The organism is Pseudoalteromonas sp. BSi20439 (genome assembly GCF_000241165.1).
Lineage (GTDB): Bacteria > Pseudomonadota > Gammaproteobacteria > Enterobacterales > Alteromonadaceae > Pseudoalteromonas.
The window spans coordinates 52,439-72,248 of record NZ_BADW01000043.1; the positions used below are offsets into that span (position 1 = coordinate 52,439).

Sequence of the window (19,810 nt, forward strand, 5' to 3'; positions counted from 1 at the left end):
AAAGTCGTTGTAATAAATACACTGCTAAAACGAGGTGTGTTTATTATGACAAAAGCTATCAATACAAAAGCACAAGCGCCGTACTTAACTATTGCACAGTTAAAAACAGTGAGTCACTTAAAAACTCTGATCCGATTTAAATCGATTACTCCTAACTCAGCTGGTGGCATTGAGTGGCTTGCGAACCATCTTACTGAGTTAGGCTTTAGTACAGAGCAATTTAGTTCTAATAATGTGACAAACTTAATTGCAAAAATAACTTTTGGGGCAGGCCCTGTGGTGGCATTTTCTGGGCATATTGATGTGGTACCCGCAGGGCAAGGTGGCTGGTTAGCCGATCCCTTTGATGGACACATAATTAACGATGCGATTTATGGGCGTGGTGCCGCCGATATGAAAGGAGGCATTGCCGCCATGCTTAGCGCAACGCAGACGCTAATAAACAGCGCGCAGCAAAAGCAGGGAACATTATTTTGGCTGATCACCTCAGATGAAGAAGGTGAGGCGGAGCATGGCTCTGTGTTGATTGCCAAGCGATTAGCACAACAGGGCGTTGTGCTTGATGGCTGTATTGTTGGTGAGCCAACCAGCCACCTGCAGGTAGGTGACACTATAAAAAATGGTCGACGTGGAGCCTTATCTGCGCGATTAGCTATTCAAGGAAAGGCTGGGCATGTAGCCTATCCTGAGAATACCATTAATGCTGCGCACATCAGTGCTGAAGTGGTTAACAGGCTCACACAAATAGACTGGCCTTTAGATGAACTTAGTTCAAAAACAACGCTGCAAGTCACCGGTATTAATATTGATAATGTGTTAGATAACCTCGTGCCAGCTCAGTGTGATATTACTTTTAATATTCGCTATAGCCATGGGTATAAAAGTAAACATGTTAAGCAACGTGTGTTTGCTGCACTGAAGGATTTCAGCGAGCATTTGGTTATACAGTGGGAGCGTCCATGTGAACCCTATTATACAAGCCATAAGATTGAGAGTTGCTTACTCGCTCAGTTAGAGCAGGCAATTTTTAAAGTGACGGGGAATTATCCTTTATTAAGCACCAGTGGTGGGACGTCGGACGGACGATTTTTTGCACAGCAAACAACACAAGTCATAGAGTGTGGGGTACGAAACCATAGTATTCATCAGGTTAATGAACATGTACCGATTTGCGACTTGTTAGAAATAGAAAAGATTTATACGCAATTACTCGATGGTATTTTTACTCAGCCTTGAAGTATTAATAACTATTAAAGCGCCGCTTAATGCCGCTTTAATAGTTATTCGATTAAGGGTTAACGCTTTAACTTGCTGATGCTGATTTATCAGTACCCAAGTAGCGTTTTGCTTTGCTTGGTTTTACTTTTTCAAGATCAACCAATACTAGGCCATCAATACAATTATTGAATTGTGGATCAATACTAAAGCTTAAAAATTTAACGCCATTTGGTTCGCATAGCTCTGTATATTGTTTAAATAGTGTGGGTACATGCGTGCCCATGTTAGCGAGTATGTGTTTAAGCTCTACAAAATCTTCTTTTATATTATTACCCTCGAACAAGTTAGTGCACTGAGTTTGCTGATCAGTTGTGTGACGAAAAGCATTGTTAGGCGTTGCGAGTGATTTTTCACAGCCATAATAGTGCTGATAATAATGCACTAATAAAGACTTTGCCTGCTCAGGTAGTGCGTTTGACACACTCACCGCACCAAATAAGTAACGGTATTGAGGGTAGCGATTTATAAAAGCGCCAATACCATACCATAAGTAGTCGAGACTTTTTCTGCCCCAATATTTAGGTTGTACAAAGCTTCGGCCTAGCTCTATGCCTTGTTTAAAATAAGGAGTCATATCTTGGGTATAATTAAATAGGCTATCGGTATAAAGCCCACTTTGTGAGTGTTGTTCAATCACATCCTGTGCACAAGCTAATCGGTAAGCACCCACCAACTCTAGTGCATGTTCATCCCACAATACTAAGTGCTGATAGTGCATATCGTATTTATCTATGTCTCGGCGGTTTCCACTACCTTCACCTACAGCCCGAAAAGCGATTTCTCGTAAGCGGCCCAGTTCACGAAATAAGGGAGAGCTTCCTTGATATTGGTACAAATAAATCACCATGCCATCACTGGTTTTACCTAAATGTTCGCAGCATTCTATGGCTTTTTTTAATTCTTTTTTACATTCAGGAGAGGCGATCGGAGCATGAGTTTTTAATGGTAGCGTTTTTTTTGTGGTTAAACGATATAGTTGCTTACGGATTAGCTCAACCACTTCTTTGTCTTTTAAGTCTGGGATTAAATAAGACTCAGGAGCAATGGAAGCGCCAATTTCAAACTCGAGTGATTTTTGACGTTGCTTAAACATTTCTTTTACCAGTAATAAGCTAGCCAGTGGTTTATAAAGCATTGATGCGCCGTAAAACAGCGGACTATTTCTGGCTTTAATATAGATAGGCAAAATAGGGCTGTTAGCCTTTTTAGCAATGCGTAAAAAGCCACTGTTCCATTTGCAGTCTTTTATACCCGTAGGACGAAGTCGAGAAACTTCACCGGCAGGGAAAATAAGTAACGCTCCTTCATTTTTTAAGTGCTGGTGGATATTACTCAGCTCTTGTTTTTTACTTTGCCCTGATAGGTTATCAACGGGTAGTAATAACGAATGCATGGCGTCAACGGTCATTAACATACGGTTAGCCACCACTTTTAAATCGGCTCTTACCGTTGATAACACATTAATTAATGCAAGCGCATCTAAGGAGCCGATAGGGTGGTTTGCAATAATGACAATTTTTCCTTCACTGGGAATATTTTCTATTTGCTTAGCTTTATAACGAGTTTCAAAGTCAAGTTCATCAAGTACTTGCTCTACAAATTCTATTCCTTGAAGGTGGGGATAGGCAGTTGCAAAGTTTGTAAATTCTTGTTCATGTAATAAGTAGCTAAGACTTTTTTTACCAGTTTTTTATTTTAAATGAGTTAGTTAACTGTGGTAAATTGGTTGCTATTACTTTATCTACACTGATCATACGCACCTCTTTTTATACTAGGCTAAGGCCAATATGTTTAGCTTAGAGTGCGCATATGACAATACGCGGTCAGTTGTGTGACTTTTTAAAACCGTTTACTTACTATTGAATTAAACCATACCAGTACTATTATTTACGGTTACTTTTTAAGGAATCATCATGTCAGTTTTAGTCGCGATTACCGGTCGAGATAACACAAAATTAATTGCAAAAATGCAATCGCAATTGCCCAATATTCAAATTGAGCAGCTTGATGATTGCCAAGATTTTGCAAGTGTAGAATTTGTACTGGCTTGGAATGCGCCCGCGTCTTTATGGCTAAAGTTGATAAATTTGAAAGCGGTGTCATCGTTTGGTGCTGGGGTTGATAGTATCGATTTAAGTTTACTACCTGCACATGTTGAAGTAGTGCGCATTGTCGATAAACAGTTAGCCAACGACATGGCTGAATATGTACTTACTCATGTATTAGCGCAAAAATTGCGATTAAAAGAATATTTTTTAAAACAACAGCAAAGTGAATGGAAGCCCAAAAGAGCGTATAAGCACAATCAAGTCAGTATTTTAGGGTTTGGCGAATTAGGCCAAGCTTGTGCCTACAGGTTGGCTAATAATGGTTTTAAAGTTAGTGCTTGGAGCCGAAGCCCTAAAATATCAACGATAGCAACACACTACCATGGCGATGACGGCTTAACACAGATGCTTGAGCAAACCGATTATTTAATTTGCCTATTGCCACTTACTAGCAATACTAAAGGTATTATTAATCAACAGTTGCTTAAGCAACTTCCTGAGCACGCCGTGCTAATTAATGTGGCCCGAGGTGAGCATGTTGTTGAAGCTGATTTGCTCGATGTGCTCAACAACGCACGTTTACGAGCAGCAACGCTTGATGTATTTGCCAGTGAGCCACTACCAAGCGAACACCCTTATTGGCAGCACCCAAATATTACTTTAACGCCGCACTGTGCTGCGCTGTCAGATCTAGATAGTGTTATTGAACAAATAGCAGGCAACATCCTACGCTTACAAGCGAAACAGCCATTACATAATAGTATTAACAAAATTCAGGGTTATTAATGAACAATTTGTTTAATTTTTAACAGAAACAGCTTGTTAACATTTGTAATTTTTATTATTGTTAAAAGCCGTTCTAACAAAAATAATAAATAGGATGAATTATGAAACCCAGTCAAGGGGGCGCAAAAATCAGCATTGTGGTTGTATCCATCATTATATTAGGAATATCTGCGTGGTTTAATCAAGCTAATGCGGCAGCCCTGATGCTTAACTAACCCTTATTAGCACAGCAAGGTTTAACTGCGCTTGCTGTGAATTTCTCTGTTTTGATGCTTTTTATCATCACTTTTCTTCAATAAAACATACGTTGCACCACTTCCTCCATGTTGCCTGAGTGCAGTATGAAATGCTAAAACACAAGGAATTGTTTGCAGCCACTGATTTACGTAACTTTTTAAAATACCCGGTTTGGCTTTATTTTTAATGCCTATTCCATGACGAACAAGAACCATTCTTATATTGCGATTGTGGCAATCTTTAATAAAGGCCTGCAACGAAGCATAGGCATTTTTTAGAAGTTGCCCGTGTAAATCTAACGTCGCATCGAGCTGATATTTAGCTAATCTTACATTTTTAAAAACCGGGCTTTGCACGCCATCTCGTTTAAAGCTTAATATGGCGAGTGGGTCGAGCAATTCAAGTGGTTCATCTAACGGATTAAATTGTTCACTGTTTAAATTTGATTGTGCAGCTTTATTTTTTTCTTGTTGAGCGATAGCTGCTTTATGGCTTTTAGGTGGCAATGTCACGGTGTCGTGACTGATAGGGGTAACATCTTCCATAGAGGATAAGAATAAATCGAAATCTGACAACGGCATGGGCTTATCTCAAAATAGGCTAATACGAGATTAATTTTAACTTAGTTCAAACTAAGACCCAAGATTTTTAAAGCTGTGGGATAAAAAAAGCCCAGAAAAACTGGGCTATAAAATATTCTAAGGGGAAGTAATTAGTGTTGAGATACAGTAAATTGCCCAAATGTATAAACTTTGAACAAGTAAAATGTGTTGATCAAAACTAAACTCATATTTGAAATAATACTCGACGACATAAGATCTAAGCTAAATGATAGGAATAACAAACCACAAGCACTAATCGCAGCAACGCGAAGCAGTGTCAGTTGGTTAATAAAGAATGCACCTAAACCTAGTGCAAGTAGTAATGTATTTAAAAGCCAATCTAGCTCGTTTAGCATGGTCGTTTCAATAGTTCAGTTGTTGAAAAAAGGAGCGCCATTATGTTGATCTTTTGCACAGCTTTCAACCAAGTAATTTTAAATTTTCAGATTAGTTTTTTTAATGTTAAAAGTAAGTAAGCAATACTGGAAATATTCCTTCCTCAGCAATAATTCGATATTTTTGGCAGCTCTGCGGTTGCTGTAAATCAATACATAGGTAAAGGGTTCTATGCTCCTTATCCAGTCGCGGGTGGAGGGTTGAGTCCAGTAGTTTTGGTTCGCTTGAAAACAACCCAGGCCAATACACACTTTGGCTCACCATAGATGATTTTTTATAAGTAAGTAAGCTTGGCTTTGGCACTAAAACAAGTATAAGTAATAATATCGTGAAAATAAAAAACAGGGTCAGCTTGATACCACGCTTAGTGTTCTTTGATTGCGGCTTTAATTGTGGGCCAAGGTTTGCAAGCTTATTAGTGGGTGTAGGTTTAACAGTAATCGTTTTATTTTTTTGCGGCGACTCTTTTTTGTGGTTTTCGACATAAAGCAAATCTGGCCTTTTTAGCTTAGCTCTCTATAATAAAGTAAATATTTGTATTTTAAGCAAATCACCAATTTTGCAGACATGGCTTTAGCCTATAAGGATTATATATGAATACGCAGCTATCTATTTTAATAGTTGATGATGTTAGTACGGTGCGTAGCTTTTTGAGTCAAACCCTGATGCATTTAGGGATAGAGAATGTAAAAGAGGCGTCAACGGCCGCGCAGTGCATTAGCGAGTGTCGTGCAGCCAATTTTAATATTATATTTTTAGATATAGAACTACCTGATGGCGACGGTAAAGAGCTTATTGCGCAAATTAATGAGTTATCACCAGAGACAAACGTGGTGATGGTGTCGGCTCATTCAGGCGTTGAAAATGTGAAGGATGCGATAGATAGAGGGGCTAAAGGATTTGTAGTTAAGCCATTTTCTCCAAAGAAAATTGCGGCGATGTTGAAAAAGTTTTACCCAGAGCTTGATAACGTTTAATAGGCGCATTTATTTTGGGCAAAAAAAACCGGCAAAAGCCGGTTTTTTTAATCTTGCAAAAACAAATTATAGCGCTTTAATTTTAGCAGCTAAACGGCTCTTATGACGAGCAGCTTTGTTTTTGTGGATTAGACCCTTAGTTGCGTAACGGTCTAGGATAGGTGTAGCAACAGAAAAAGCTTGCTGTGCAGCTTCTTTATCGCCAGCTTCAATAGCTACGATTACTTTTTTGAAGTAAGTACGCATCATTGAACGACGGCTTGCGTTGTGCTGACGGTTTTTTTCGCTTGTGATAGCGCGTTTTTTTGCAGACTTGATGTTAGCCAAGGTTTGCTCCTAACAATCTTAAATAAAGCTTAAATTAAAGGCCGTGGAATATGCCTGTTTTTATCATGAATGTCAATTTAATTTTAACAATCCAAGAAAAACTGCTCCTTATAACGAACATCAATTTGCCGCTTTAGCAGTTAATAGCGCTATTGTAACAAAGCAAGGGGTTCCAGCCTAGTGCTTTAAAGCGATTTATAAAAAAGACTATGGCATAATTAACTTAATTGCTGATTTTTAATATGGATTCATAGTGTCAAAAGGTTTGTTTCGTTCTGGGATGATTGTAAGTGCAATGACAATGATCTCGCGTATTTTAGGGCTAGTACGAGATGCCGTCGTGGCTAACTTGTTGGGCGCGGGCGCTGCAGCCGATGTATTTTTATTTGCTAACCGTATTCCTAATTTTTTACGTCGTTTATTTGCCGAAGGGGCTTTTGCGCAAGCATTTGTACCGGTATTAAGTGAAATTAAACAGCAGCAGGGCGATGAGAAGGTCAGGATATTTGTAGCCCAAGCCGCCGGCACGTTAGGCACTATTTTACTGATAGTGACGCTCTTTGGTGTGATAGCGTCACCTGTTATTGCTGCTTTATTCGGCACTGGTTGGTTTATTGATTGGTGGCAAGGGGGGCCTGACGCAGAAAAGTTTGAGCTTGCCAGTTCGCTATTAAAACTGACTTTTCCTTATTTGTTTTTTGTAAGCCTTGTGGCGCTCAGTGGCGCTGTGATGAACGTTTATAATCGTTTTGCCGTGGCGGCTTTTACCCCGGTTTTACTCAATGTATCTATTATTAGTTGTGCCATTTTATTACATGATCAGTTTTCTGTAGGCGCTTATGCGTTAGCTTTTGGCGTGTTTTTAGGAGGCGTGGTACAGCTATTATTTCAATTGCCGTTTTTGTATAAAGCAAAAATGCTAGCGCGCCCGCGCTGGGGTTGGCAAGATGAAAATGTGAAAAAAGTACGCAAGTTAATGCTCCCAGCCTTATTTGGTGTATCAATTAGTCAAATTAACTTATTACTCGATACGGTAATAGCTTCATTATTGATGACAGGCTCTATCGCTTGGCTGTATTACTCAGATAGACTGATTGAATTCCCACTTGGTTTATTTGGCATTGGTATTGCGACGGTTATTTTACCTGCGCTGTCAAAATTACACAGCAGTAAAAAAAGTAGCGACTTTCAACATACCCTAGATTGGGGAGTGAGGTTTGTGATTTTTTTAGGGCTTCCAGCAATGATAGGGTTGATGATTATAAGCCCACTTATTATTACCGTGCTGTTTGATCATGGCGCTTTCAAAGAAGCGGGTATTGATCATGTTAAGGCGGTGAGCTTGGGGGTTGTTGCTTACTCAGTGGGATTAGTCAGCTTTATGTTAATTAAAGTGCTCGCGCCAGGGTTTTATTCTCGCCAAGATACTAAAACACCGGTACGCATTGGTATTATTACTTTGGTACTAAATATGGTGTTTAACATTATGTTAGCGCCATTTATTGGCTATTTAGGCTTGGCACTGGCAACCTCAATGTCAGCCAGCTGTAATGCTTATTTACTTTACCGACAACTAAAAAAAGAGAATGTTTATCAGTTTTCCAGCATGAGTGGCTACTTCACTTTGAAGTGCTTGTTGGCAAGTATAACGATGGGTGCATTGGTTTGGTTTACCAGTAGACAATATGACTGGGTTAGTTGGCACTTTAGCGAACAAGTTATGTTATTGGTTGTGTTATTAATTATTGCGATGGTTAGTTACTTTTTTATGTTGTTTTTGATGGGTGTTAGACTAAATACGATAAAAAGTGTAGCAATTACTGAATCAAATTAAAAAAAAGATTATAATCGGACACTCTGCGGCTTAAGGTCGCATTTTATCGCTCGCTGAAAAAGGCATTAGGTGGCATGGAGTTAATTAGAGGTATACACAATATACGCCCACAACACTTTGGTTGTGTGCTGACCATTGGTAATTTTGATGGTGTTCATTTGGGTCATGCTGCCGTATTAAAAGGGCTTTTAGCTGATGCAAAAGAAAATAATTTACCCAGCACCGTAATGTTATTTGAGCCTCAGCCACAAGAGTTTTTTGCAAAAAATAACGCTCCGGCTAGGCTGACTCGACTGCGTGATAAACTACGCCTATTGAGTAACTTAGGAATTGAACGCGTTATTTGTATTAGCTTTAATCAGGCTTTTGCAAACATGCATGCCGAGCAGTTTGTTAGCGATATTTTAATTAAAAAGCTGGGCGTTAAAGCATTAACGGTTGGTGATGATTTTAGGTTTGGTAAACAGCGCCAAGGTAACTTTAGTCTATTGGCAACTATGGGCACCCAAGCGGGAATGAGTGTTAAAAGCACTGCCAGCTTTAGGCAATTAAATGCTAGAGTAAGCAGCACCTTGATACGAGAAGCGCTTGCTGAAGGTGACCTAGTTAGTGCAAAAGTTATGCTTGGGCATAATTATGCAATATCTGGACGTGTTATTCATGGCTGGAAGAAAGGCCGCGAACTGGGTTTTAGAACGGCAAATATTGCGCTAAAACGTCAAGTTTGTCCGGTCAATGGTGTATTTGCGGTTCAAGTGATGTTCGCAGGAAAGCAAGTTTTTGGGGTGGCTAACATTGGAAACAAACCCACGTTTAATGGAACTCGTGCCTTATTAGAAGTTCATCTTTTTGATTTTGCACAAGATATTTATGGACAATTTATGCATGTGGAGCTAGTTGAAAAACTCCGCAATGAGAAAAAATTCGAGACATTAACACAACTGACGGCACAAATAGCAACCGATGTTGCCGCCGCTAAGCAGTGTTTTGGTTTAAATTAGGTAGCCGATAGAAACGGAAAGTAGGATTAATGAGCGACTACAAACATACTTTGAATTTACCGGAAACAATGTTTCCAATGCGTGGCAATTTGGCACAACGTGAACCAAAAATGCTTAAAGCATGGTATGAAGACGACCTATACGGTCAAATTCGCAGCGCGAAGAAAGGTAAAAAAACTTTCATTTTGCATGACGGCCCTCCGTATGCAAACGGCGATATCCATTTAGGCCACTCAGTAAATAAAATACTAAAAGATATTATTGTTAAGTCTAAAACCTTATCAGACTTTGATGCGCCATACGTACCAGGTTGGGACTGTCATGGTTTACCAATCGAGTTAATGGTTGAGAAAAAAGTCGGTAAACCCGGTGTTAAGGTAACTGCGGCAGAGTTTCGTGAGAAATGTCGTGCTTATGCTAAAAAGCAAGTGGAAGGCCAAAAAGTAGACTTTAAACGTTTAGGCGTTTTTGGTGATTGGGATAAACCTTACCTAACCATGAACTTCGACTTTGAAGCTAATGCCATTCGTGTATTGGGCCGCATTATAAAAAATGGTCACCTTCATAAAGGCGCTAAGCCTGTGCATTGGTGTACAGATTGTGGCTCAGCATTAGCTGAGGCAGAAGTTGAATACCAAGATAAACAGTCTCCAGCTATTGATGTGCGTTTTACTTTTACAGATCAAGATGCGGTAGTTAACGCATTTGATTTAGCGGCTGGCCATACAGGAACTGGTAGCGTAGGAACCGTTATTTGGACTACGACACCATGGACTTTACCTGCGAACCGTGCGGTAGCTGTGCATGCTGATTTAGAATACGCGCTAGTACAAGTAGAAGATGAAGGCGTTCAGCAACGTCTTATTATTGGCTCTGAGCTGGTTAAAGATGCGATGGATCGTTTTGGCTTTAACCATTTCCATATCCTTGGCTATGTTAAAGGCGCAGCACTTGAAAACTTAACCGTAGCACACCCTTTTTATGACTTTAATGTTCCTGTTATTGTTGCAGAGCACGTAACAACTGATTCAGGTACGGGCATCGTGCATACTGCACCAGGTCATGGTCAAGAAGATTTCGTGGCTGGTCTTGAGTACAACCTTGAAGTAGCTAACCCTGTTGGCGCAAACGGTGTTTACTTACCTGATACTGAATTATTTGCCGGTCAACATGTGTTTAAAGCCAATGCGAGTGTAATTGAGGTATTAAAAGAAAATAATGCCCTAATGCATCACCATGCATTAACTCACAGCTATCCACATTGTTGGCGTCATAAAACGCCTATTATTTTCCGTGCCACACCACAATGGTTTGTTAGCATGGATCAGGCTAACTTGCGCCAAGACTCACTGGCTGAAATTAAAAATACTCAGTGGTTACCTGAATGGGGCGAAAGCCGTATTGCCAACATGGTTGAAGGCCGCCCTGATTGGTGTATTTCACGTCAACGTACTTGGGGTGTACCTATTGCGTTGTTTGTTGATAAAGACACGGGTGCATTACACCCAAATACTCAAGAGCTGATTGAACAAGCAGCAGCGCTTGTTGAAAAGTCAGGTATTCAAGCATGGTATGACTTAGAGCCAGCTACTTTACTAGGTGAAGAAGACGCACAACAATACATGAAAGTGCAAGACACACTGGACGTGTGGTTTGACTCAGGTGTAACGCATGCCTGTGTTGTTGATGCGCGTGAAGATTTAACCGGTCCTGCTGATTTATACCTAGAAGGTTCAGATCAACACCGTGGCTGGTTTATGTCATCAATGATGACCTCAGTGGCAATTAATGGTCATGCACCTTACAAGCAAGTGCTTACGCATGGCTTTACGGTTGATGAAAACGGCCGCAAAATGTCTAAGTCATTAGGCAATGTTATTTCACCACAAAATGTGATGAATAAACTAGGCGCTGATATTTTACGTTTATGGGTAGCATCAACTGATTACACGGCAGAAATGACGGTATCAGATGAAATATTCAAACGTTCAGCAGATCGCTACCGCCGTATTCGTAACACCAGCCGTTACTTACTTGCTAACCTTAGTGGTTTTGATCCAAAAACAGATCAAGTTGCTGTGGATGATATGGTTGAGCTTGATAAGTGGATTGTAGGGCGTGCTGCACAGTTACAAGATGATATTTTAGCGGCGTACGACAGCTATCAAATGCTATTAGTGACGCAAAAGCTAATGAACTTCTGTACTGGTGAGTTAGGTTCATTCTACTTAGACGTTATAAAAGATCGTCAGTACACGGCAAAAAGCGACAGCCATGCACGCCGTTCTTGTCAAACCGCGCTATACCACATTGCTGAAGCAATGACGCGTTGGATGGCACCAATCATGAGCTTTACAGCACAAGAAATTTGGGAAGCACTTCCAGGTGAGCGCAGTGATTATGTATTTACTTCAACTTGGTATGAGGGCTTACAAGCACCAACAACGACCAAGTTTAGCAATGAAGACTGGCAAGCTATTTTAAATGTGCGTGACGAAGTGAACCGTCTGCTAGAAGCTGCGCGTAAAGAAGAAGTGATTGGCGCTACATTACAAGCAACGGTTAACTTGTTTGCAAGCAAAAAACTTGCAGCTAAGCTGGCGGCATTGGGCGATGAACTGCGCTTTGTTTTACTAACTTCAGCTGTAAATGTTACTGAGGTGGATAGCCAGCCAGTGGACTCACAAGCAACTGAAATTGAAGGTTTATACATTAGCGTATCAGCAACAGATGCTAAAAAGTGTGAGCGTTGTTGGCATTACAGTGAAGATGTAGGTGTTGAGCCTGCTCATCCTGAAATTTGTGGTCGTTGTGTAAGTAACGTTGACGGTGAAGGTGAAAAGCGTCAATTCGCTTAGGAGTTGTTTTTAGTGAGCAAACTAACCCAAAAAAGTGGTTTAGTGTGGCTTTGGTTGAGTCTATTACTGCTTGTAATAGACTTTGCCAGTAAAACACTGGTTGTAAACACCATGGCTTATGGTGAGTCAATTAATTTATTGCCTGTTTTTAGCATCACTTATGTCCATAACTACGGTGCAGCCTATAGCTTTTTAAGCGAAGCGGGTGGCTGGCAGCGTTGGTTTTTAAGTGCAATAGCAATCGCGATTAGTTGTTTGTTGGTATGGTGGTTAAAACGCCTTCCTGCGTCTAATAAAGTATTGTGCGGTGCATATTCGTTAGTGCTAGCAGGTGCTATTGGTAACTTATACGACCGTGTTGCTTATGGCTACGTGATTGACTTTTTACATGTGTTTTACGAAGACTCACATTTTCCCGTATTTAATATTGCTGACTGTGCTATTTGTATTGGCGCTGCATTATTACTATTTGACGCCTTTACAGGCGAAGAACCAAAGGAGCATAAAGCATGAGCCAAGCTGTAATTGGTGAAAACTCAAACGTTATTTTTCATTTTTCTATTAAACTGGAAGATGGCTCTGCCGCTGATTCAACAAAAGTGCATAACAAGCCAGCAAAACTGACTATGGGTGATGGCAGCTTAACCGCTAACTTTGAAAAATGTTTACTTGGCTTAACGGCGGGTGAAAGCAAAACATTTGAACTTGAGCCGGAAGATGCTTTTGGTCAACCAAACCCAGATAATATTTATTATGTAGATCGTAGTAAGTTTGGTGCAGAAACACCGGCTAAAGTAGGTGCGATTATTGCTTTTACTCAACCTGATGGTACTGAGCTTCCTGGTTTGGTGCGTGAAGTGCAAGGTGAGTCAGTTACTATCGATTTTAACCACCCATTAGCGGGTCAGCGTTTAACGTTTGAAGTTGATATTATTGAGGTGCAGGGTTAATGGAAATATTATTAGCTAATCCACGAGGCTTTTGCGCTGGTGTTGACCGCGCAATCAGTATTGTTGAGCGCGCTTTAGATATTTTTGAAAAACCAATCTATGTGCGACACGAAGTGGTGCATAACCGTTATGTGGTTGATGGTTTAAAAAATCGCGGTGCCGTGTTTGTTGAAGAACTAGATCAGGTTCCTGATGATAGCATTGTTATTTTCAGCGCTCATGGTGTATCTCAGGCTGTTCGCTCAGAGGCTAAACGCAGAGAGTTAAAAGTATTTGATGCAACCTGTCCGTTAGTGACTAAGGTGCATATGGAAGTAACGCGTGCTAGTAAAAAAGGTATTGAATGCATCTTAATTGGCCACCACGGACACCCTGAGGTTGAGGGTACCATGGGTCAATACGATAACGAGCAAGGTGGTATTTACCTTGTTGAAACGGTTGATGATGTATTAAAGCTTGATGTAAAAAATGCGGATAATCTTTTTTACTGCAGCCAAACAACTCTATCTGTAGATGATACTGCCGATGTGATTGATGCTTTACGTAGTAAATTTCCTGCAATTGATGGCCCACGTAAAGACGATATTTGTTATGCAACGCAAAACCGTCAAGATGCGGTTCGTGATTTAGCTGATAAAGTGGATGTGTTATTGGTTGTGGGTGCTAAAAATAGTTCCAACTCTAATCGTTTACGGGAACTTGCTGATAAAATGGGTACGCAAGCCTATTTAATTGATGATGCTAGTAATGTTGAAGCATCATGGTTTGATCGCATCAATAGTGTAGGTGTGACTGCCGGCGCCTCAGCTCCTGAGGTATTAGTTCAGCAAGTGATTACTCGCTTAAAAGAGCTAGGTGGCAAGCAAGTAATCGAGAATCCAGGTGAAGAAGAAAACATCGTTTTTGCTGTACCAGTAGAGCTGCGTTAATTTTTTAAATGATGAAAAAGCTGAATGAATTAGTAACTGACATGCAGTGGATTACTTTCATTCAGCCTTTTTAATCATTTTTTTAATATTTTTTTGTTATTTTTAATATTCCTAAAAATAGCAATAAAATAAACCACTTCCATTTCAATATGTGCTTCTGTTTGGTTTATGGCTTTGAACTAAATAAAAGCGCCATTCACTATTTCATTAAACAAGTCTATAACCGGATTCCATCCTTACTTATTTTTATCTCTTTGAGGCTTAAACGCTTTTTACTGTTTTTCAAAATATTTTACAGATGGAAAAACAGCCAAGTATCCCAAAATACAGTACTTAAACGCTGATTATCGTAATAGCCAACTATTTCATTGTGCGAGCGGTTGTATATTGAATATGTTTCGTAAATGTATACAATTGCACCAATCAACATTTTTTGGCTACCTTATGTTTGCACACCAGATTAAATTTTCAAAAGGCTTTACACTTATAGAAGTGCTCATCGCCTTTATTATTCTCAGTTTTGGTTTATTAGGAGCAGTTGCCTTACAAGCTAAAGCAAAGCAAGCGAGCTTTGACTCAATGCAACGTGCAGCAGCCGTGGCACTTGGCAATGATATTATTCAACGAATACGCGCTAATGACACACCGCAACTAGCGACTCTTTATGATGTTGACTTTAATAGTGATACTGGCAAGAACTCATCAAATACGTGTTTTACAAACTCTTGCACTAATGCACAAATTGCTGCCTTAGATATTGAGCAGTGGAAGCGTGCTATTCGTGCTCGCGAAAATACAGGCTCATTAGATGATGCCTCGGTATGTATTAACCCTACAGCTGTTGCCAGTGCTGCAGGTAATGCATTTAATGTTGAAGTAATTGTAACCTGGCAGGGGCGCCAAGAATTTAAAGCGAGTGAGGCTACTGGAAATATTAGCTGTGGCGTAGCAGATAAAAAACGCCGTTTGGTGGTGTTAAACAGTTATGTTTATGTCAGGAGTTAAAATGAAGCAAGCCGGATTTACCCTAGTTGAAATGATGATTTCACTTTTTATTGGTGGCTTGATCCTCGGTGGTGTGATGTTTACTTATATTGGCATGAAAGTGACCACCAAAGACACTATGACCATAGGCGAGTTACAAGAATCAGGTCGCTTAGCCATTAACATTATGCAACGAGATATTGAACAAGTTGGTTTTTGGGGGACTTTTTATGATGATTCATTTACCGCTATAAATACCACCACATTAGCAAGCCCAACAGGTGATTGCTCTGAAGGTGATAACAATGGTAGCTTCCCTAATTTAGCGAGTAGCAGCAACTTTAAAGGTCTATTTGCCAAAGTAGCAGTAGATTCAAGTGAGCTTAGCTGTATTAATAATCCGCTAGCAGGAACTGACATTTTACAAGTAAAGTTTTTGCAAGGTCGTCAACTACAGGTAGAAGCGGGTGCCAATCAAACCCAAAGTGATGAAAACTATTTTATTGCTGAGCAAGAAAGCGCCCGTTTTGTTCGCGGTGTTATTGACCCGGCTACTGTGAATCTTAATGCCAGTATTTGGCCGTATAGCCATCATAGTTACTATATTTCAGAGCAAACTTATACAGTAAACAATAAAAGCATTACGGTTCCTGCATTAATGCGAAAACGCTTAGTCGGAGATTCGATGACAACGGAAACCATTATGGAAGGCGTCGAGAATATGCGCTTTGTGTTTGGTTTAGATACCACTAGTGATAGCCGTGTAGATACATACAGAAGCATTGATGATATGAGTATTGCACAGTGGGAAAATCAAAAAGGTGTTTTAACCGTTCAAGTTTTTTTATTGATCAGAGCATTACAGCCAGATCCTGGGATTTCTATAAAAAACCAAACCTATATTCTTGGTGAAGATGCTAACAGCCGAACTTTAACGTTTTCAGACAATTTCAGACGTACTGTTTTTACTACAACAATACGTTTAAACAATGCAGGATCGAATTTATGGCGCATTTAAGCCCTACGAGGAGTAAGCAACAGGGTGTTGTGCTTATTACGGCACTTATTATGGTGATAGCTGTGACGGGGATTGCGGTAACCTTAATGAGCAGCAGTAGTATTGATATTAAGATCACTAATGCCGCACAGGAACGTGAAGTCGCTGAAAATCAATTAATTGGTGAAGTACAGCGGATCATTGCTGATGAGGTAAGTAAAGGGGCTGCTAATCAGTTCTTTTTGACCCCCGATGAAGTCACAGATAGCGGTATCGAAATTGCAAACCGTAATGATATGACAAGCAATATGGTTAACTTAAATAACGGCATGCTTGATTTAAAGTGTCCTAGACGCTTTAATTTTACGACGGGGATTTCCTGCAATATGGTTCAGGTATCAACAACCATAGACTATGGCTCTAAAAGTAAACACCAAATCACTATAGTAACCGGTGTCGCTCAAGAGATGGCTAGTATAAGTAAAGGTATTTAAGATGAAATTTAAATTAAAGAATATGTTACCTGTATTACTTGGCTTAGTTGCGAGCGCACCTGCAGTAGCCGAAGATATAGAGTTATACGTTAACCATAATGTTCAAACAGATGAAAATGCACGTGTTTTGATTGTGTTTGATACTTCCGGCAGTATGGCTTTTTCTACTTTGACTGGTAATGATTGTGGTTATGACAACTACAATAGACGATGGATATTGTGTGATGATAATCGCTTAAATGTTGCCCAAAATGCAGTGAAGAATTTAGTTAACAGTAACAAGGATGTTGATTTTGGTTTGATGCGATTTGCAGGCAGTGATGGCGGCTATGTGTTGTCGCGTATTCACAGTAACAATACAAAAATATTAAAAGCAGTTGATGATTTGCCCGCTGATGGTGCGACACCAATTACGGAAACATTATGGGAAGCCTATCTCTACATGACAGGCCAAAAAATAGACTTCGCAGACGGTATTCAGGATCGTGACAAAGCAGTAGATAACAACAAGTACTACAAATCACCATTTCGAAAAGATGACAAAGGCAACAAAGAATTGCTGCGTTGTGATAACTCGATTAATGTGATCTTAATGACTGACGGCGACCCAAGTAACGATAGCGACAGAAACAGTAATATAAAAAAGCTACATAACTCAATTTTTATTGATGCTATTCCTTTTGAGTCAGGTGAGTACAAAAATAGTTACTTAGTTGCCCTAGCAAAAATTTTACACGGTACCAAACAAACGCAAGTTGATTTGTTCTCTGAAACGCCAGACATAGTTGATACCGCGAGAGTATATACCATTGGTTTTGGTACGGGCATGAGTCAAGGTGGTAAAGATCTCCTCGATATGACAGCCAGAGTGGGTGGAGGTAAGTACCTTCATGCTGATACAGCCGATGAACTTTCTAAGGCGTTAAATCAAACAATTTCACAAATACGAGAAGAAAACAGCTCATTTACTTCACCGTCGTTTGCCAGTAATAACGTTGACCAAACACGCAGTAAAAACGCAATTTACTTCACAATGTTTTATCCCGAAATTGGTACTCGTTGGCAAGGTAACTTGAAAAAGCTAGAAGTATCAGGTAATAAAATAGTCGATACCAAAGGCGTAAAAGCACTTGATAGCAACGGTCTAATCGATAAAAACGCGCATACCTTTTGGCCAGATGCTGATAGTGCACCAGATGGTAATGCTGTAAAACAAGGGGGCGTGAATGCCGCGCTTGCTAGCAGCAGCAAAGAGCGAAAATTATTTTCTGATGGTCCATCAGGACAGCTAATTAATTTTGATTACGATACGATAAGTGAAGTCTTCAACATTGTTAATAAGCAAAAGAATAAGCCATCAGTAGATGATTTGCTTGTTAGTGATGTTCAGCTTGAAAGCACAATAAATTGGGCTCGTGGTATTGATGTTGACGATGAAGATGGCGATGGCTCTTCACAGGACAAACGCAACGACATATTTGGCGATCCGTTACATTCTAAACCGTTGGCTATCGATTATGGTAATAATGATGTACGCATTCTAATAGGGACAAATGCAGGGTTTTTGCATATGTTCAAAGACGATAGCAAAAATAATAAGGTAGAAGAAAGTTGGGCATTTATCCCCTCCGCGCTGTACTCAATTCTTAACCCTTTGCGTTCAAAGGAAAAAGGCAAAGAATATGGCATGGACGGACCTATTAGTGTTTATTTCAACAATAAAAGTTTAAATAGTGAAGGCCTAAATGATGGCATTATCAATGCCAGCAGCGGAGATGAAGTGTGGGCTATAGCCGGTATGCGCCGTGGTGGTCGTAATTATTATGCTTTTGATATTTCTAATCCAGATACCCCTAAAAAACTGTGGAAGAGTCCAATTAAAGGTGGCGATAAAGGTTTTGAGGAATTAGGGCAAACATGGTCTAAACCACAAATAGCTTACATTAAAGCATGGGGTGATGAGCCTTTACTGGTATTTGGCGCAGGCTACGATACCAGTAAAGACAATACTCGAGATGCCGATACAATGGGTCGCGATGTTTATATTGTAAAAGCTAAAACCGGCGAGAAAGTATGGTCACTTAGAAGTGATAATGCTTTTAAAGGCAAGCACAGTATTGCTGCTGACGTTAGTTTACTCGATTCAGATTATGATGGTTATATTGACAGAATTTATGCTGCCGATACTGGTGGCGGGGTGTGGCGTATCGATATGCCTGGAATCAGCACTAATGCATTTAGTCATTACAAACTCGCTGAGTTAGGTGCTGATACCGACAGGCGTTTCTTTTATAAGCCGGTAGTGGCAAGAACCGTGTTTAGTAAGGTGACTATAAGTAAGGGAGTGACTTCACGGTTAGATACACCCTATGATGCGGTACTTATTGGTAGTGGTAATCGCTCAAATCCTTTAAAGAGTAACAGTGCTGATCAGTTATTTATGATTAGGGATGAGAATACCATCACTAAATCATTCAAAAATAATGCACCCGCTGCAATTGTGCCGAATAATTTAATGTTAATGAACGAAGACTTATTTGGCAAAGCATTAGATAATGTGGGCGATTTTAACGCATTAGAAGCCCAGCTATCTAATAATTTTAAAGGATGGCGATATAAACTAAGCGGCGGCGAAAAATCACTCGCAGCGGCAACTGTTGTTGGCGGTGTGGCTTATTTCACTTCGTTTACACCTGGTTCTACAGGAGCTTCGAGTAATCAATGTTCATTAGGTGCTGGTGGCGGCTCGCTCTATGCGTTTCACTTACATTACGGCACTAAGGTGTATGATAACTTAAAATTTAAAACAAGTTACGAGATGCCTGATACGCCTCAGCTTTATTTTGGTGGTAGCTGTGCTGATGGCAATGGCGACGGTAAGTGTGATGACAATACCAATGAAAATGTAAAAAGTCAGTTCTACTTGATTGGTCCAGGTATCAGTGGCAGTGAAACAGCGAACCCGTTAAAGCCGCTAGAAATAACGGGGCCAGGCTTAAAAATTGTCGATAAAAAAATACAGTTGGTAAACGATAAATCTGTTGGTTTTGGTTTTAAAACACAGCAGACTTATATTTATAAGCGTGAAGAAAATGACGAGGGTAACTAGGGA

At 40.0% G+C, this 19,810-nt stretch carries 17 protein-coding genes and 1 pseudogene; 13 read left to right on the top strand and 5 right to left on the bottom strand.

What is annotated here, in order from left to right; translation table 11 throughout:
* Window positions 1–45 precede the first annotated feature (45 nt).
* Entirely contained in the window at window positions 46–1,236 is a 1,191-nt protein-coding gene (dapE, locus tag P20439_RS03620; RefSeq protein WP_008114406.1) for a succinyl-diaminopimelate desuccinylase, read from the top strand.
* Window positions 1,237–1,303: 67 nt separating this feature from the next.
* Here the strand turns inward: dapE and P20439_RS03625 are convergent.
* Window positions 1,304–3,032: pseudogene (locus P20439_RS03625) on the bottom strand (GNAT family N-acyltransferase).
* A gap of 159 nt (window positions 3,033–3,191) precedes the next feature.
* On the opposite strand from P20439_RS03625, the gene P20439_RS03630 reads away from it, so the two are divergent.
* Window positions 3,192–4,112, top strand: a complete 921-nt coding sequence (locus P20439_RS03630; RefSeq protein ID WP_008114410.1) for a glyoxylate/hydroxypyruvate reductase A — start codon at window positions 3,192–3,194, stop codon at window positions 4,110–4,112.
* Window positions 4,113–4,348: 236 nt separating this feature from the next.
* Here P20439_RS03630 and smrA read toward each other — a convergent pair whose 3' ends face one another.
* The 3 genes from smrA to P20439_RS03650 all read right to left on the bottom strand — a co-directional run bounded on the left by smrA (window position 4,349) and on the right by P20439_RS03650 (window position 5,839).
* Window positions 4,349–4,930, bottom strand: coding sequence for a DNA endonuclease SmrA (gene smrA / locus P20439_RS03640; RefSeq protein WP_036932839.1), 582 nt, complete (start codon window positions 4,928–4,930; stop codon window positions 4,349–4,351).
* A 131-nt stretch (window positions 4,931–5,061) separates the two neighbouring features.
* On the bottom strand, window positions 5,062–5,307 hold the full coding sequence (locus P20439_RS03645) for a hypothetical protein (RefSeq protein WP_008114416.1): 246 nt from the start codon (window positions 5,305–5,307) through the stop codon (window positions 5,062–5,064).
* Window positions 5,308–5,413: 106 nt separating this feature from the next.
* Window positions 5,414–5,839, bottom strand: coding sequence for a hypothetical protein (locus tag P20439_RS03650; RefSeq protein WP_008464713.1), 426 nt, complete (start codon window positions 5,837–5,839; stop codon window positions 5,414–5,416).
* A gap of 101 nt (window positions 5,840–5,940) precedes the next feature.
* Between P20439_RS03650 and P20439_RS03655 the strand changes: the two genes are divergently transcribed.
* Window positions 5,941–6,324, top strand: a complete 384-nt coding sequence (locus P20439_RS03655; protein WP_008114419.1) for a response regulator — start codon at window positions 5,941–5,943, stop codon at window positions 6,322–6,324.
* 66 nt (window positions 6,325–6,390) lie between these two features.
* On the opposite strand, the gene rpsT is transcribed toward P20439_RS03655, so the two are convergent.
* Window positions 6,391–6,651, bottom strand: a complete 261-nt coding sequence (gene rpsT, locus P20439_RS03660) for a 30S ribosomal protein S20 (RefSeq protein ID WP_008114420.1) — start codon at window positions 6,649–6,651, stop codon at window positions 6,391–6,393.
* A 295-nt stretch (window positions 6,652–6,946) separates the two neighbouring features.
* Here rpsT and murJ point away from each other — a divergent pair, with 295 nt between their 5' ends.
* The 10 genes from murJ to P20439_RS03710 all read left to right on the top strand — a co-directional run bounded on the left by murJ (window position 6,947) and on the right by P20439_RS03710 (window position 19,807).
* The gene (gene murJ, locus P20439_RS03665) at window positions 6,947–8,485 is read left to right on the top strand and encodes a murein biosynthesis integral membrane protein MurJ (RefSeq protein ID WP_036932848.1); all 1,539 of its coding nucleotides are present in this window, start codon (window positions 6,947–6,949) and stop codon (window positions 8,483–8,485) included.
* 74 nt (window positions 8,486–8,559) lie between these two features.
* Complete coding sequence (gene ribF / locus P20439_RS03670) at window positions 8,560–9,486, top strand: bifunctional riboflavin kinase/FAD synthetase (RefSeq protein ID WP_008114422.1); 927 nt, start codon at window positions 8,560–8,562, stop codon at window positions 9,484–9,486.
* Between the two features lie 29 nt (window positions 9,487–9,515).
* The gene (gene ileS / locus P20439_RS03675; RefSeq protein ID WP_036932842.1) at window positions 9,516–12,344 is read left to right on the top strand and encodes an isoleucine--tRNA ligase; all 2,829 of its coding nucleotides are present in this window, start codon (window positions 9,516–9,518) and stop codon (window positions 12,342–12,344) included.
* A gap of 12 nt (window positions 12,345–12,356) precedes the next feature.
* Window positions 12,357–12,857 (top strand): signal peptidase II, encoded by a 501-nt coding sequence (gene lspA / locus P20439_RS03680; RefSeq protein ID WP_008114424.1) that lies wholly within the window; start codon window positions 12,357–12,359, stop codon window positions 12,855–12,857.
* Window positions 12,854–13,294: an FKBP-type peptidyl-prolyl cis-trans isomerase gene (fkpB, locus tag P20439_RS03685; RefSeq protein ID WP_008114425.1), complete on the top strand. Its 441-nt coding sequence runs from the start codon at window positions 12,854–12,856 to the stop codon at window positions 13,292–13,294. The genes lspA and fkpB overlap by 4 nt, the downstream gene beginning before the upstream one ends.
* Window positions 13,294–14,223, top strand: a complete 930-nt coding sequence (gene ispH / locus P20439_RS03690; protein WP_008114427.1) for a 4-hydroxy-3-methylbut-2-enyl diphosphate reductase — start codon at window positions 13,294–13,296, stop codon at window positions 14,221–14,223. The genes fkpB and ispH overlap by 1 nt, the downstream gene beginning before the upstream one ends.
* A gap of 444 nt (window positions 14,224–14,667) precedes the next feature.
* Window positions 14,668–15,228, top strand: coding sequence for a type IV pilus modification protein PilV (gene pilV, locus P20439_RS03695; protein WP_008114431.1), 561 nt, complete (start codon window positions 14,668–14,670; stop codon window positions 15,226–15,228).
* Window position 15,229: 1 nt separating this feature from the next.
* Window positions 15,230–16,225 (top strand): PilW family protein, encoded by a 996-nt coding sequence (locus tag P20439_RS03700; RefSeq protein WP_008114434.1) that lies wholly within the window; start codon window positions 15,230–15,232, stop codon window positions 16,223–16,225.
* On the top strand, window positions 16,213–16,698 hold the full coding sequence (locus P20439_RS03705; protein ID WP_008114436.1) for a hypothetical protein: 486 nt from the start codon (window positions 16,213–16,215) through the stop codon (window positions 16,696–16,698). The genes P20439_RS03700 and P20439_RS03705 overlap by 13 nt, the downstream gene beginning before the upstream one ends.
* 1 nt (window position 16,699) lies before the next feature.
* Window positions 16,700–19,807, top strand: a complete 3,108-nt coding sequence (locus P20439_RS03710) for a PilC/PilY family type IV pilus protein (protein WP_008114438.1) — start codon at window positions 16,700–16,702, stop codon at window positions 19,805–19,807.
* The last annotated feature ends 3 nt before the right edge of the window (window positions 19,808–19,810 follow it).

Coding starts and splice junctions, on each gene's coding strand:
- P20439_RS03645 (WP_008114416.1), bottom strand. CDS start 5,307: ATGCTAAACGAGCTAGATTGGCTTTTAAATACATTACTACTTGCACTA.
- dapE (WP_008114406.1), top strand. CDS start 46: ATGACAAAAGCTATCAATACAAAAGCACAAGCGCCGTACTTAACTATT.
- ribF (WP_008114422.1), top strand. CDS start 8,560: ATGGAGTTAATTAGAGGTATACACAATATACGCCCACAACACTTTGGT.
- P20439_RS03705 (WP_008114436.1), top strand. CDS start 16,213: ATGGCGCATTTAAGCCCTACGAGGAGTAAGCAACAGGGTGTTGTGCTT.
- P20439_RS03700 (WP_008114434.1), top strand. CDS start 15,230: ATGAAGCAAGCCGGATTTACCCTAGTTGAAATGATGATTTCACTTTTT.
- ispH (WP_008114427.1), top strand. CDS start 13,294: ATGGAAATATTATTAGCTAATCCACGAGGCTTTTGCGCTGGTGTTGAC.
- P20439_RS03630 (WP_008114410.1), top strand. CDS start 3,192: ATGTCAGTTTTAGTCGCGATTACCGGTCGAGATAACACAAAATTAATT.
- pilV (WP_008114431.1), top strand. CDS start 14,668: ATGTTTGCACACCAGATTAAATTTTCAAAAGGCTTTACACTTATAGAA.
- fkpB (WP_008114425.1), top strand. CDS start 12,854: ATGAGCCAAGCTGTAATTGGTGAAAACTCAAACGTTATTTTTCATTTT.
- P20439_RS03655 (WP_008114419.1), top strand. CDS start 5,941: ATGAATACGCAGCTATCTATTTTAATAGTTGATGATGTTAGTACGGTG.
- ileS (WP_036932842.1), top strand. CDS start 9,516: ATGAGCGACTACAAACATACTTTGAATTTACCGGAAACAATGTTTCCA.
- P20439_RS03710 (WP_008114438.1), top strand. CDS start 16,700: ATGAAATTTAAATTAAAGAATATGTTACCTGTATTACTTGGCTTAGTT.
- smrA (WP_036932839.1), bottom strand. CDS start 4,930: ATGCCGTTGTCAGATTTCGATTTATTCTTATCCTCTATGGAAGATGTT.
- murJ (WP_036932848.1), top strand. CDS start 6,947: ATGACAATGATCTCGCGTATTTTAGGGCTAGTACGAGATGCCGTCGTG.